The organism is Glaciecola sp. MF2-115, assembly GCF_047250385.1.
In the GTDB taxonomy this organism is placed as follows: domain Bacteria; phylum Pseudomonadota; class Gammaproteobacteria; order Enterobacterales; family Alteromonadaceae; genus Glaciecola.
In genome coordinates this window covers 563,443-577,347 of record NZ_JBLBVM010000056.1, presented here as the reverse complement: position 1 = coordinate 577,347, position 13,905 = coordinate 563,443, and the positions used below count along the sequence as shown (strand labels likewise).

The following is a 13,905-nucleotide window of genomic DNA, read 5'->3' as shown; positions in this document are numbered from 1 at the left end:
TTTAAATTTTCGAAAGACGATTTTAATAAAGTATGGCAATATTGTGTCTTAAACATAGTGGATCTCTTATTTGTTTTTTGGCGAAAATAATAAGATCACAATCCACTATGTTTTTCAAATTTTTGGGGAGCCCTCAGTGCGAATGCAGGAACCTCCCAAATTACCGAAAATATTAAATATTCAGCTTTTTAACCAGCTGAAAAACTTACTTTTTTTGAGTTCATCACGTTATTTAAGGGGCTCCAGCCTTCGAAAAATACTGTTCGTTTAAGCAAATTTACTGAATTTCTCAATCTTAGCATTGTGTAATTAGACGGAGATTACTGCCTTCGCAGTAAAGACGAAGGGCTTTTGAACCTTAAACGAACAGTATTATACCTTCATAGGAATGACGTGTAACAGGTATTTTATTCACCTGTTGTACTCATAAACATACAATTCAGCGCTAAACAATAAACAATAAACTATTCCATCAACGCACTTACCGCAGCAACTTTCGTTGGACTTACTTCTTCAACAGGGTAACAGCCCAACACTTTGAAATAGCGTGTCATCCCGCGCAGCGCTTCCAAGGCATTTTGCATTGGGCCATCTGAAATATTACCTTCAACATCCAAATAAAACATTTCTTCCCACGGATTGCCCGTAATTGGTCTTGATTCTAATTTGGTCATATTTATTTGGTTTTCTTTCAACACCAACAATGCTTCGACTAATGCGCCGGGCTTTTGAACGGTTGACATGATTAATGTGGTTTTGGCTGGAACTTGCAACGGCACCTTCACTGACTCACTGGCCACTACAATAAAGCGACTATGGTTTTCTTTTTGATTCGCCAAGTTCGACTTGATTGCTTTCAAACCATATAAAGCGCCGCCAGCTTCACTGCCAATTGCAGCGACTTCACCTGATTGCAGTTCATTTACTATTATCATGGCGGCAGAGGTACTATCGCATGGCTTCACTTCTACATTGCCTAACTCAGCTAAAAAGTGACTGCATTGTGCGAATACTTGTGGGTGAGCATACAGAGTTTTAATCTTACTCACTTCAACACCATCAGCAACCAATAAAGCATGTTTAATAGGGTGGGTGAGTTCGCCCACAATGCTTAGGCGAGTGTGTTGAAGTTGGTCATAAACCTCGTTAATACTGCCAGACGATGTGTTTTCAATTGGTAGAACCGCAAAGTCGGCTTCGCCTGATTCTACTTTATTGATAATTTCTACGAAACTTTGGCAACCTATTTCAAGCAATTCCCCAGGGCGACGAGAAAAGTACTTTTGCGTTGCTAAGTAGCTGTAAGAGCCTTTGTCACCTAAAAACGCCACTCGATTAAGCGGTTTCTCACTTCCAGGATTCGCCCAGCGAGCAAGCATGGCTTGTTGGTTTAATACCGAATCTTCAATAATGACGTGAAATAACTGAGTCACATAATGCGGGTCTAAACCAACTTCCTGACCTTGTTTAATCAGGCGGACTAGCAGCTGCTCTTCTCTCGCTCGATCGCGTACGGGAATATGGTTCTTAACTTTCGTTTCGGCTACTTGATTGGTTAAGCCTTGACGAGTCGCTAATAAAGAAAGCAACTGAGAGTCAAGAGAGGTAATCTTTTCGCGAATTTCTTCAAGTTCTTGTTTGGGCACTTCAGCTCCTTTTGAGTAAACGCTTTTTGCCAAATGTTTGCTCACTAAAGCTATTTGGTACATGTGTTAGGGGCTGCGCAGAATCATACGAACTAACGCCCTATATGGGAATGTATGTAAGTGCCAGCGTAGTGTCAATGGATAAAAGGAGAAACTACCTAAATAATTCGAATTGAGGTGTTAAGTATCCTATTTTAACTGCCAGAACCTAATAATCTTACTAACATTGATTTTACTTCGTCTGATTCGAAAGGTTTATCACACAGCGCATTCACGCCAGTTTGCTGAATATTTGCCATATGAGCGCTACTCGAAGATTCAGAAGTCACCATAATAATCGGAATATGGGTTGTCGCGGGATTAAAACGAATGAATTCAGATAATTCTCGGCCATCCATTTCTGGCATGTTGTAATCGGTGACGACAAGATCGAATTCATTATCTTTTAATAAGGTTAAGGCTAGCGCACCGTTTTCGGCTTCCATAAATTTAGACAAGCCCATGCCTTCAAGTACACGGCGAATGTGATTGCGGGCTAGACGGCTATCATCAACAATTAGGACTCGCACATCTTGCACATCAAATAAATCTAGGTCGATTTCTTCGGTATTTAGCAATTGTAAACTGGCATTCAGTCCGCGGGATAGATGAATCGGTTCAAATGGTTTTGGCAAAATAGCGGCAACGCCAGCTTGCTTAAATTCGTCAATCTTACTAATGCTATTTTCACTGCTTACAAGCATAAACGGGATGGAGGCATGTGCTTCGTCGTTTTTAATAAACTTCAGAATATCTAAGCCACTTCCATCAGCTAAATACATTGTGCTAACAACCATATCTGCTCCGTGAGCTTCAATAGATGCCTTTGCTTGTTCGACTGTTTTGACAACGTCAACCGTTTGCACGTCTTCTGCTAACAGAATACTTTTAATGATTTTGCTTTGTGTATCGGACGGTTCGACCAATAGTATGTGCAAATCAGATATCGAAAGTTGATGCATTGTTTATTTTTCTCTTTAAATGCTTAGCCGCCAGCCAGTTTAACGCGTTTTCCTTTCGCTTCTAAAAGTTGCTTGAGTTTATCGCGAATATCACCTTGAATCTCTATGCTGAAGCCTTTTACTGCGCCACCGCAACCACATTGTTTCTTTAATTCTTTGCACAATGTTTTCAGTTCAGCTTCATTCATTTCAAGGCCGTCGATAATGCTCATGCCCTTACCTTTGCGTCCTTTAGTTTCTTTCCTTATTCTTACAATGCCATCGCCCTTTGGGGTATTTTGTAAGCTTTCATTTTCTTGTTTTATTCTACCTGTATCGGTCGAATAAACTAATCTTGAATCATTCATTCGATAAAACGCTACTTTCAGCCTAAATAATTGCGGAGAGTATATCCTATGGTCTTTCGCAAAGCTATTTTACACTTTTTAATCAATATTTGTGATCCCTAGTTGCAATTGAGAACTATTATCAATTAACATGTAACTCTTTATTAATTAAGTCTAGAAGGTAGGTAAAAAAGTGACGACATACATTTCTCGTTTGTTTGTTTTATTCTCGCTAGTTATTTTTTCGGCACAAAGCTTGAGCGCTGAGGTCAACGTCTATTCAGCTCGCAAAGAAGCACTGATAAAACCTATTTTGGATGATTTTACAGAAGCTACTGGTATCAAAGTTAACTTGGTAACGGGTGGAGCTGATGCGCTGATCTCTAGAATGCAGTCTGAAGGGCAGTTTAGTCCCGCAGACGTTTTAATTACCACAGATGTTGGACGTTTAGTAAGAGCCAAGCAAGTTGGCGTCACTCAGGTGAATGCAGATGAAACAATTTTCTCTAACGTGCCTGCATATTTGCGTGATGAAGATGCACATTGGACAGCTTTAACCTTACGTGCGCGCCCAATAATGTATGCAAAGGATCGTGTTAAGCCTGAGGCATTATCTACTATGCAAGCGTTGACTGACGAAGAATGGAAAAACCGAATTTGCATTCGATCTTCGAATAACATTTATAACCAATCTATGGTTTCAGGCATGATCCAAAACCAAGGAGAAGTTAAAACGCTTGAATGGGCAAAAGGATTAGTCGCCAATTTCGCACGCACTCCAAAGGGTGGAGATAGAGACCAAATTAAAGCCGTAGTAGCAGGGGAATGCGATATCGCTATTGCTAATACTTATTACCTTGCAGGAATGTTGAACGCCGACGATGAAGCAACACGCAAAGTTGCTGAGCAAGTTGCCGTATTCTGGCCAGATCAAGAGTCTATAGGCGCACATGTCAATATTTCAGGTGTTAGCGTAGCTAAACACGCGAAAAATGTTGATGCAGCAAAAGCCTTAATTCGGTTTATGCTAACTGATGAAGCACAAGCTTGGTATGCAGAAACAAACCATGAGTATCCAGTTAAAGTGGGTACAAAATGGAGTGAAACACTCAAAGCAATGGGCACGTTTAAAGCACAAGATGTATCGCTCACCAAAGTCGGTGAAACCAATGCAAAAGCACTCATGTTGATGGACAGCGCGGGATGGCGTTAATCGATTGATAAAAACGGCATTTAAAGGCTCAGCCTTTACTATATATTCGGTGTCGGCAGGCCTTCTTCTAGGCTTGCCGATTTTCGTTATATTTGTCAGTTTTTTCTCATGGGATAGTGCTATATGGCAGCATCTCTCTTCAACCGTATTACCAAAATATATTACAAATAGTTTAATCCTTGCGTTTGGTGTTGGTTTTGGGGCAACCTTACTTGGCACTTACTTAGCGTGGTTAATCGTTAATTTTCAATTTTACGGCAGGCGTTTAGTGCAATGGTTAGTGCTTTTACCGCTTGCGATGCCAGCCTATATTATCGCTTACACTTACACAGGTTTGCTCGATTTTGCGGGTCCAGTCCAAACATTTATTCGAGAAACATTAGGTGCTTCTGCACAAGGGTATTGGTTTCCTGAAGTTAGGTCGCTCAGCGGTGCGATTATTTTAATGTCTTTGGTGCTTTATCCTTATGTTTATATTCTTGCCAGAACTGCGTTCTCTGAACAATCTCAAAAGTACCGTGAAGTAAGTGAATTGGCCGGAGTTTCACCAACTAATCATTTCTTAAAAGTTGCTTTACCTTTGGCGCGCCCCGCAATAATGACCGGCGCGGCTTTAACTATGATGGAAGCATTGGCTGACTTTGGCACTGTTGAATACTTTGGGGTTAGCACTTTTACCACAGGGATTTATCGAACATGGTTTGGCATGGGAGATGTTAATGCAGCGTCTCAGCTATCAGGCTTCTTATGCTTATTTGTTTTTGCGCTCATCATGCTCGAAAAAATAAGCCGCCGCGATTCACAAAATTATTCTTCCAGGCAAGGAGAATCGGCGAAAGCAAAGCCGGTAACAGGCATTGTGGCTACTCTAATCTTGTTCCTATGTTGTCTTCCCGTTACGTTCGGTTTCATCATTCCATTTGCACAATTAGCGAGCTGGGCGATAAGTTATTCCGATTTATCGAGTTTGGCTGATTACCCTGAATATGCTTTCAATTCTGCGATGTTAGCTGGTATCGGGGCGGTCGTGATTGTAGGCATGGCGTTGTTGTTCAGTTATGCAAAAAGGCTTCAGCCATCAAAGACAGTCAGTGGGTTTATTCAATTTGTGTCTTTGGGGTATGCGCTTCCGGGCACAGTGATAGCGATTGGTGTACTAGTGCCTCTTGGCTGGCTTGATATCAAACTCAATATTTTTACGAACGCTTGGTTTGAGATGCAGCCGGGCTTAGTATTCTCAGGGACTATTTTTGCGCTTATTTTTGCCTATGCTATTCGCTTTATGAGTGTTGCGTTAAATAATACTGAAGCCGGTATTCAGCGTATAAAACCCAGTATGGATGAAGCTTCGATAGTGCTAGGCGATTCCCCCTTGCAACGTTTAAAACGCATCCATATACCTTTGCTAAAGGCGAGCCTTTTAAGTGCATCGCTGTTGGTCTTTGTCGATATACTCAAAGAATTACCTGCAACTCTTGTACTTCGCCCATTTAACTTCAACACGCTAGCAGTTAAGGCATTTGAGCTAGCGTCGGATGAGCGATTGATTGACGCAGCGCTGCCCTCAATTACGATTGTGTTGGTAGGCATATTACCCGTGATATTGCTCACCAAAACGCTTGATGGAATAGAAAAACGACATGCTTGAAATTAACGATTTATCGCTCAGTTATGGCGAACAAAAAGTACTGCAAAATATCTCGATTGAACTAGAGCAGGGCGAAATAGGCTGCTTTTTAGGTCCTTCTGGTTGTGGCAAAACGACTTTGCTTCGAGCGATTGCTGGTTTCAAGTCAGTGCAAGCTGGCAACATCTGTGTAAACGGGACTGTTGTCAGTGATACGAAAAAACAACTGCCAGTGGCGCAGCGTCGAATAGGTGTTGTGTTTCAGGATTTTGCTTTATTTCCACATATGTCGGTTTTAAAAAATGTGGCTTACGGACTAAGTAAATTAGCGAAAGCAGAGGCCTTAAAACTGGCGCAAGAAGCAATTAATTTAGTCGGGCTCAGCGAAGTGCAAGATAAGTACCCGCATGAATTATCGGGTGGACAGCAGCAACGTGTCGCGATTGCTCGTGCGCTGGCACCAAAACCCGATTTGCTGCTACTGGATGAACCGTTTTCTAGCTTAGACCCCGATCTAAGAGAGCGTTTGTCCAGTGAGATTCGAGATATCATTAAGAAGCAAAATATCACCGCTTTGTTGATCACTCACGATCAAACAGAAGCCTTTGCCATGGCGGATAAAATCGGTGTTTTGCATGATCACGAATGCAAGCAGTGGGGAACGGCTTATGACCTTTACCACGAACCGGCAACCGAATTTATCGCTGATTTTGTCGGAGAGGGCGTTTTCATTCCAGCAAAAATTGTCGCTTATGAAAATGATACAGATAAGTCAATTGAGCCCAGCAGTGAAAAACAATGGTGGCTTGAAACGCAACTTGGACGATTCCTCCTTCCTGATGAGTACCTTGAAAACAATACGTTTGCCTTAGGTGACACAGCAAAAATGCTAGTTCGTCCAGATGACTTAAGACATCAAGATGAGAGCGTTTTGAAAGCCACGGTCGTCGGACGTTCGTTTCGAGGTGCACACATACTATATTCTCTGAGGTTGCACGACGGTGCTGATAAATTATTGTGTTTAGCGCCAAGTCACCATGATCATAAAATTGGTGAGTCCTTCGGTATACATCTTGAGGTTGAGCACGTCATTTGTTTTACAATGGTCAATTGATGCACAACATTTTAGGCTAATCGTCCTTAATTCTCCATTATGCGAGGTTTTAAGTTAATTAGTTACCGAATATCTTGATTCAGCCGTTTAGTATCCCCATTGTTTAGTTTATAATTTCGCGCTTTCATCAGCTTCAACACCGAAGCTTGAACAATTCAGATTGAGCTTGTGAGTTCCTGATGCCGTTTTAAGGTAGGCAGTGAAAATTCAAACAAGCTTAGTATTACAAGTTACAAAACAAAAATAGCACTATTGGGATTAAGTTTATGCGCACAGATTACTGTGGAAATATCGATGCAAGTTATGCCACTAAAGAAGTCACACTTTATGGTTGGGTGAATAAAAGACGTGATTTGGGCGGCGTAATTTTTATTGATTTACGAGATCGTGAAGGCATTGTACAAGTTGTTATCGACCCAGATACGGCTGAAACCTTCGAACTTGCTTCCACACTTCGTAACGAGTTCTGTGTCGCTATAACGGGTTTAGTTAGATTGCGTCCAGAATCGCAAGTAAACAAAGAGATGAAAACGGGTGAAATTGAAATTTTAGGAAAAGAACTTTCTATTTTCAATAGTGCACCAGCTTTGCCACTCGATTGGAATCAAGAAAACTCCGAAGAGCAGCGACTTAAATACCGTTATTTAGATTTGCGTCGTCCAATGATGACTCAGCGTTTAGTATTCCGTTCAAAAGTTACTGCCGCAGTGAGACGTTTCCTAGAAGATGATGGTTTCCTTGACATTGAAACGCCTATTTTGACGAAAGCGACACCAGAAGGCGCGCGTGATTATTTAGTGCCAAGTCGCACACACAAAGGTCAATTCTTCGCACTACCGCAATCACCGCAGTTGTTTAAGCAATTGTTAATGATGTCGGGAATGGACAAATATTATCAGATCGTAAAGTGCTTCCGAGATGAAGATTTGCGTGCTGACCGTCAGCCTGAATTCACCCAAATAGATATTGAAACCACCTTCTTAGGCGCTGAAGGTGTAATGGCAATTACCGAAAAGATGATCCGTGGTTTATTCACCAAATTATTGAATGTTGATTTAGGCAAGTTTCCAACCATGAGCTACGCTGAAGCAATGCAGCGTTACGGTAGTGATAAGCCTGATTTACGTAACCCATTAGAATTAGTAGACGTTGATGACATCGTTAAAGATATCGACTTCAAAGTATTTAGTGGTCCGGCAAATGACGATAAAGGTCGTGTAGCGGCTATTCGTGTGCCAGGTGGTTCGAGCTTATCTCGCAAGCAAATTGACGAATACGGAAAGTTTGTAGGTATTTACGGTGCAAAAGGTTTGGCATGGATTAAAGTTAATGATTTAAGCCAAGGTTTAGAAGGTTTGCAATCGCCTATTCTTAAGTTTTTTGATGAAGCTAGTATTAAGGCATTGCTTGAAAAAACCGCTGCCCAAACTGGCGATATCCTGTTATTCGGCGCGGACAGTAAAACAATTGTTACCGATGCTATGGGTGCATTACGCTTGAAACTGGGTGAAGACTTTGAGCTTCTTGAAGGTGAGTGGCGACCTCTTTGGGTTGTTGATTTCCCAATGTTTGAAGAAGTTGATGGTCAACTTTATGCCTTACATCACCCATTCACGGCACCACGCGATAGCAGTATTGAAGCCTTGAAAGCAAATCCTGCTGCGGCATTGTCAAATGCTTACGACATGGTGCTTAACGGTGTAGAACTTGGCGGTGGCTCTGTTCGTATTCATAACATGGATATGCAAGCAACAGTGTTTGAGTTGCTAGGCATTACGGATGAAGAAGCGAATGAGAAGTTCGGTTTCTTACTTGAAGCTCTACGCTACGGCACACCACCTCATGCTGGTTTAGCATTTGGTTTAGACAGAATGGTCATGCTAATGACAGGCGCAGAATCAATTCGCGATGTGATGGCCTTCCCGAAAACCACAACAGCTGCATGTCCTTTGACTAACGCGCCAGGTTTCGCAAATCCAGCACAATTAGCTGAGTTATCTATTGCTACGGTTGTGAAAGAAGATGCTAAATCAGAAAGCAAAGAGTCAGAAAAAGGCACCGATTAGCCTATGCAGCTAAAACGTCCTGAGTCAGTCTTGGTTGTGATTAGAGATGAACACAACCAAGTGCTTATCATGCAGCGTGATGATGACGCCAATTTTTGGCAATCGGTGACGGGCACAATAGAGCAGGGAGAATCACCGTTGAACGCTGCTTATCGTGAATTAGCCGAAGAAACCGGTATTGTTTTACCCAAAGAACAACATCCAATTGTAGACTGTCGTCGAATAAACCAGTTCAAGATCCGTTCAGTATGGCTGCACCGTTATCCCTCTGGTACTAAATTTAACAATGAATATGTGTTTAGTGTGCAAGTTCCCTCTGGCTCACCTATTACCCTAACGGAACACACCGACTTTTCGTGGACGAGTAAACAAGATGCAATGCAACGTGTTTGGTCCGACTCTAACCGCGAAGCTATTGCGCAATTTGTGCCGGATTAAACCATGAGTATTATTTTAGGAATAGATCCTGGTTCAAGAATCACTGGTTACGGCGTTATCAAAGTCACTGGGGGTAAAGCTAGCTACTTAGGCAGCGGTTGTATCCGCTTAACTTCCGACGAGCTTTCCACACGTTTAAAACAAATTTTTGACAGCGTAAGTGAAATTATTACCCAGTTTTCGCCAAATGAATTTGCGATAGAGCAGGTATTCATGGCGAAAAATCCTGATTCAGCACTTAAACTAGGCCAAGCTCGCGGTGCTGCGATTGTTGCCGCTACCAACTTTGACTTGCCGGTGGCAGAGTATTCAGCAAGACAAATTAAACAATCGGTAGTGGGAACGGGTGGGGCTGACAAGGCTCAAGTGCAACATATGGTAACTAGCATTTTAAAACTAAATGCAACGCCCCAAGCTGACGCCGCTGATGCATTGGCTGTCGCTTTATGTCATATTCATACATCACAAAGCTTGATAAAAATGTCGGGCAAAACAGCAAGCAAAATTTCTAAGACCGTGCGCGGTCGTTTAAGAAGATAATAAGGCAGGGTAGCAATCCAATGATCGGCAGAATTCAGGGTATATTAATTGACAAAACGCCACCAGATGTCTTAGTTGATGTGAATGGTGTGGCTTATGAAATTCAATTGCCGATGACAAGTTTCTATCAACTTCCGAATATTGGTGAACTCGCGACAATCTACACACACTTTGTTGTGCGTGAAGATGCTCAGTTGTTGTTTGGCTTTTCAGATACTTCTGAACGTGCCTTGTTTCGTGAGCTAATCAAGGCCAATGGCGTTGGTCCGAAATTAGCGTGCACAATATTATCGGGAATGTCGGCGCAAGATTTCATTCAATCTGTGATCCATGAAGATGTATCGAACCTCGTTAAGTTGCCCGGTGTTGGTAAGAAGACGGCCGAGCGTTTAGTGGTCGAATTAAAAGACAAGTTAGAAAAACTGTCACGCTCCGATGCTCATTTTGATGCAGGTACAGCAGGTAGCGTTACTCCAAACCAAATTCAACGACCCGTATTGAAAGGGGATGCCCACGCTAAGAATGAGGCATTAAGCGCCTTGTTAGCCTTAGGATATAAGCCTGTTCAAGCCGAAAAAGTCATCAAGCAAGTTTATACTGAAGGGATGACAAGCGAGCAAGCAATTAGAGAATCACTCAAGGCGATGGTGTAATAGAATGAGTTTGACGATGAATAATAAAAAAATAAGCGAGAGTCATCATGATTGAAGCAGATCGTTTAGTGCAAGCGCTTGCGGATCCTGAAGATGAAGTCATTGATCGCGCCATTCGACCAAAGATGCTCAGTGATTACACTGGACAAGATCATGTGTGCGAGCAAATGGAAATATTCATTCAGGCTGCCAGAAATCGCACAGATGCACTTGATCACTTACTTATATTCGGTCCTCCAGGTTTAGGTAAGACAACTTTGGCGCATATTGTTGCAAACGAAATGGGCGTCAACATCAAGTCTACTTCAGGCCCTGTATTAGAAAAAGCTGGTGATCTTGCTGCTTTATTAACGAATCTTGAAGAAAATGATGTGCTGTTTATTGATGAAATTCATCGTTTAAGCCCTGTTGTAGAAGAAATCTTATATCCAGCGATGGAAGACTATCAATTAGATATTATGATTGGTGAAGGGCCTGCAGCACGGAGTATCAAATTAGACTTACCTCCTTTCACATTAATTGGCGCAACCACAAGAGCGGGTTCCTTAACTTCTCCATTGCGAGATCGCTTTGGTATTGTTCAGCGATTAGAATTTTATAATGTTGCTGATCTGAGCGATATCATTGAGCGCAGTGCATCTTACCTCAATTTGAAAATGGAAAAAGAAGGTGCGTTTGAAGTGGCTAAGCGCTCACGAGGCACGCCACGTATTGCTAACCGCCTGTTGCGCAGAGTTAGAGATTACGCAGAAATTAAAGCCGACGGTAACATTAACGCTGATATCGCAGGTAAAGCGTTAAATATGCTTGATGTAGATAATCAGGGTTTTGATTTTATGGATCGAAAATTATTGCTAGCCATCATTGAGAAGTTCATGGGCGGCCCTGTAGGTTTGGATAACATTGCCGCTGCAATAGGCGAAGAAAAAGAAACGATTGAAGATGTCATTGAGCCCTACCTTATTCAACAAGGCTTTTTACAGCGCACTCCGCGCGGTCGTATCGCAACTCAACATGCTTATTTGCACTTTGGTTTAACGCTGCCTAAGCGAGATTGATTTTATCTACTGAGTACTGCGTCATTCTTGCGAAGGCATAATACTGTTCGTTTAAGACATCGACCGTCATTCCTGAGGCGTCAGGAATCTCCTTGGAACCCAGAAAATTAGGTTTAAGGGTTGTTTTTAAAGCAAATCATTGTGTTCCAAGGAGATTCCGTCCTTCGACGGAATGACCAAGTTTATGCTCAACCGAACAGCATTATGGGAAGGCAGGAATCTGCTGTGTATATCGCACTATGTCTTTAATTTTAGATGATGTTGTGGGAGATAATTGCCTTTGCGGTAAATTTTAGACAAAAAAAAGCCCACGCAAAGCGTGGGCAAAACAACAAGTAATACGGAAAAAACCGTTTTCAGGGAACATAAATAAAGCAACACAACTAATGTGTAGGAACTATTTAAGTACGTGTATTATAGACTGATCGGATGAGACATCAAACGAGAAAAATTTTTGATATAGATTAGTTTTTCTAATGTTGATTTCTTGTAATTGTTTATTAAATGTTAAAATAATCACTTAACCTGTCTGCTCTTCGCAGAGTATCCAACAAAGTTCGTACTTACTGAATTTATAATGAATGATATTTTGCTATACAAAATCTAAGCTAAAAGGAGTTGATTTTTGACCAGAACTGAACCTTTTTCCATACCTATACGTGTTTATTATGAAGATACTGATGCTGGTGGTATTGTCTACCATACTAACTATCTTAAGTTCATGGAGCGAGCAAGAACTGAGTGGTTAAGAAATTTAGGCATAGAACAGCAAAGTTTATTGGAACAATCCATCGGTTTTGTCGTCAAAGACCTAACTATGAAAAATAGTAAGGCTGCTTTGTTCAATGATATGTTGAGTATTAGCTGCCAAGTAGTAGAATTAAAGAAGGCAAGTATGCTGTTTCAACAGCACGCTTATCGTGTGAATGATTCTGCCAATAAAAATAATAATATAACTACAACGAGTAGCGAAAGAGAACTACTTGTTAGCGCTGAGGTCAGAGTAGCTTGTGTCGATTTGGGAAAAATGAAACCCATCGCTATACCTGACTTTATATTAAGGGAAATAAAAAGTGACGTCTGAAATCTCCATCCTTAACTTGTTTTTAGAAGCAAGTATTGTTGTGCAATTTATAATGCTGTTGTTGATAACCGTATCGATCGTTTCATGGGCATACATTTTTCAAAGAAATGCTGTCCTAAAAGCGGCAACAAAGGAAATGACAACCTTTGAAGATAAGTTTTGGTCCGGTGCCGACTTAAACAAACTTTATCAAGAGCTATCCGCTCGTTCTAACCTGACTGGCTTACCGCTTATTTTTTGCTCGGGCTTTAAAGAATATGTGCGCCTGCGCAAAACGTCAGGAGCCTTAAGTGAAGCAATTATGGACGGCACGTATCGCGCTATGCGCGTCACGATGTCTCGTGAAGTTGATGAACTTGAAGCCCGATTACCATTCTTAGCTACGGTAGGTTCAATTTCTCCCTATGTAGGCTTACTCGGAACCGTGTGGGGGATCATGAATTCCTTTATCGCGCTGGGTCAAGTAAAACAAGCCACATTGGCGATGGTTGCTCCAGGTATTGCAGAAGCACTTATTGCAACGGCGATAGGCTTATTTGCTGCTATCCCAGCCGTTGTCGCTTACAACCGTTTCAGCAACCGCGTTGAAAAGCTTGAGAATGCCTACGGTAACTTTATGGAAGAGTTTTCAGCTATCTTAAACCGTCAGAATATGGCGTCCTCGAATCAACAGGTTCAGTAAGCTCAGCTTATTGTCTGAATAAGGACGAAAATCATGTTTATTAGAAAACGCAGAAAGCCCGTATCAGAAATTAACGTTGTGCCATATATCGACGTGATGCTCGTGTTATTGGTGATTTTCATGGCAACCGCAACGGCTGTTACTCAAGGTGTGAAAGTTGATTTGCCTAAAGCAGACGCTAAAACGATTGAGACAGACGAAGATGACATGTTGATAGTATCCATTAACGCAGCAGGGCAGTATTTTTTAAACATTGGCGACAACCCTGATGACGAATTAACAGGCGCTGATGTTGCTACGCTTGTTCAGGCTAAGTTGGCACAAACACCGACAATACCTGTTGTGGTGAATGGTGATGGCAAAGTCAGCTATGAAAAAGTAGTTGAGTTGATGGTGTTGTTGCAAAGCGCTGGCGCGCCGTCGGTAGGCTTAATGACAGATCCGAATAAAGTCTAGT

At 41.8% G+C, this 13,905-nt stretch carries 14 protein-coding genes; 11 read left to right on the top strand and 3 right to left on the bottom strand.

Annotated elements, in window-relative coordinates:
- Nucleotides 1–464: 464 nt before the first annotated feature.
- The 3 genes from pheA to yciH form a co-directional block, all read right to left on the bottom strand.
- Nucleotides 465–1,646, bottom strand: coding sequence for a prephenate dehydratase (gene pheA / locus ACKLNX_RS17745; protein ID WP_412973343.1), 1,182 nt, complete (start codon nt 1,644–1,646; stop codon nt 465–467).
- 194 nt (nt 1,647–1,840) lie between these two features.
- Complete coding sequence (locus tag ACKLNX_RS17740) at nt 1,841–2,647, bottom strand: response regulator (RefSeq protein ID WP_412973342.1); 807 nt, start codon at nt 2,645–2,647, stop codon at nt 1,841–1,843.
- A gap of 23 nt (nt 2,648–2,670) precedes the next feature.
- The gene (yciH, locus tag ACKLNX_RS17735) at nt 2,671–2,994 is read right to left on the bottom strand and encodes a stress response translation initiation inhibitor YciH (protein WP_411695393.1); all 324 of its coding nucleotides are present in this window, start codon (nt 2,992–2,994) and stop codon (nt 2,671–2,673) included.
- Nucleotides 2,995–3,166: 172 nt separating this feature from the next.
- Here yciH and ACKLNX_RS17730 point away from each other — a divergent pair, with 172 nt between their 5' ends.
- The 11 genes from ACKLNX_RS17730 to tolR all read left to right on the top strand — a co-directional run bounded on the left by ACKLNX_RS17730 (nt 3,167) and on the right by tolR (nt 13,904).
- Nucleotides 3,167–4,186 (top strand): Fe(3+) ABC transporter substrate-binding protein, encoded by a 1,020-nt coding sequence (locus ACKLNX_RS17730; protein WP_412973341.1) that lies wholly within the window; start codon nt 3,167–3,169, stop codon nt 4,184–4,186.
- Between the two features lie 4 nt (nt 4,187–4,190).
- Complete coding sequence (locus tag ACKLNX_RS17725) at nt 4,191–5,834, top strand: ABC transporter permease (protein WP_412973340.1); 1,644 nt, start codon at nt 4,191–4,193, stop codon at nt 5,832–5,834.
- A complete protein-coding gene (locus ACKLNX_RS17720) occupies nt 5,827–6,927 on the top strand; it encodes an ABC transporter ATP-binding protein (RefSeq protein WP_412973339.1) in 1,101 nt (366 codons plus the stop codon). The genes ACKLNX_RS17725 and ACKLNX_RS17720 overlap by 8 nt, the downstream gene beginning before the upstream one ends.
- A gap of 266 nt (nt 6,928–7,193) precedes the next feature.
- A complete protein-coding gene (gene aspS, locus ACKLNX_RS17715) occupies nt 7,194–8,993 on the top strand; it encodes an aspartate--tRNA ligase (protein WP_412973338.1) in 1,800 nt (599 codons plus the stop codon).
- A gap of 3 nt (nt 8,994–8,996) precedes the next feature.
- Nucleotides 8,997–9,431, top strand: coding sequence for a dihydroneopterin triphosphate diphosphatase (nudB, locus tag ACKLNX_RS17710; protein ID WP_412973337.1), 435 nt, complete (start codon nt 8,997–8,999; stop codon nt 9,429–9,431).
- Nucleotides 9,432–9,434: 3 nt separating this feature from the next.
- Nucleotides 9,435–9,971, top strand: coding sequence for a crossover junction endodeoxyribonuclease RuvC (gene ruvC / locus ACKLNX_RS17705; RefSeq protein ID WP_411695387.1), 537 nt, complete (start codon nt 9,435–9,437; stop codon nt 9,969–9,971).
- A 20-nt stretch (nt 9,972–9,991) separates the two neighbouring features.
- Nucleotides 9,992–10,624: a Holliday junction branch migration protein RuvA gene (gene ruvA, locus ACKLNX_RS17700; protein WP_412973336.1), complete on the top strand. Its 633-nt coding sequence runs from the start codon at nt 9,992–9,994 to the stop codon at nt 10,622–10,624.
- Nucleotides 10,625–10,671: 47 nt separating this feature from the next.
- On the top strand, nt 10,672–11,682 hold the full coding sequence (ruvB, locus tag ACKLNX_RS17695; protein ID WP_411695385.1) for a Holliday junction branch migration DNA helicase RuvB: 1,011 nt from the start codon (nt 10,672–10,674) through the stop codon (nt 11,680–11,682).
- 625 nt (nt 11,683–12,307) lie between these two features.
- Nucleotides 12,308–12,766 carry a tol-pal system-associated acyl-CoA thioesterase gene (gene ybgC, locus ACKLNX_RS17690; protein ID WP_412973335.1) on the top strand — a complete coding sequence of 153 codons (459 nt, stop codon included), beginning with the start codon at nt 12,308–12,310 and terminating at the stop codon, nt 12,764–12,766.
- Nucleotides 12,756–13,448 (top strand): protein TolQ, encoded by a 693-nt coding sequence (gene tolQ / locus ACKLNX_RS17685; protein ID WP_411695383.1) that lies wholly within the window; start codon nt 12,756–12,758, stop codon nt 13,446–13,448. The genes ybgC and tolQ overlap by 11 nt, the downstream gene beginning before the upstream one ends.
- A 33-nt stretch (nt 13,449–13,481) precedes the next feature.
- Nucleotides 13,482–13,904, top strand: a complete 423-nt coding sequence (tolR, locus tag ACKLNX_RS17680; protein WP_411695382.1) for a protein TolR — start codon at nt 13,482–13,484, stop codon at nt 13,902–13,904.
- The last annotated feature ends 1 nt before the right edge of the window (nt 13,905 follow it).

What these genes read in the sequence shown, in the direction of transcription:
- ruvB (WP_411695385.1), top strand. Translation starts at nt 10,672, where the DNA reads ATGATTGAAGCAGATCGTTTAGTGCAAGCGCTTGCGGATCCTGAAGAT.
- yciH (WP_411695393.1), bottom strand. Translation starts at nt 2,994, where the DNA reads ATGAATGATTCAAGATTAGTTTATTCGACCGATACAGGTAGAATAAAA.
- tolR (WP_411695382.1), top strand. Translation starts at nt 13,482, where the DNA reads ATGTTTATTAGAAAACGCAGAAAGCCCGTATCAGAAATTAACGTTGTG.
- aspS (WP_412973338.1), top strand. Translation starts at nt 7,194, where the DNA reads ATGCGCACAGATTACTGTGGAAATATCGATGCAAGTTATGCCACTAAA.
- ACKLNX_RS17720 (WP_412973339.1), top strand. Translation starts at nt 5,827, where the DNA reads ATGCTTGAAATTAACGATTTATCGCTCAGTTATGGCGAACAAAAAGTA.
- nudB (WP_412973337.1), top strand. Translation starts at nt 8,997, where the DNA reads ATGCAGCTAAAACGTCCTGAGTCAGTCTTGGTTGTGATTAGAGATGAA.
- ruvA (WP_412973336.1), top strand. Translation starts at nt 9,992, where the DNA reads ATGATCGGCAGAATTCAGGGTATATTAATTGACAAAACGCCACCAGAT.
- ACKLNX_RS17740 (WP_412973342.1), bottom strand. Translation starts at nt 2,647, where the DNA reads ATGCATCAACTTTCGATATCTGATTTGCACATACTATTGGTCGAACCG.
- ruvC (WP_411695387.1), top strand. Translation starts at nt 9,435, where the DNA reads ATGAGTATTATTTTAGGAATAGATCCTGGTTCAAGAATCACTGGTTAC.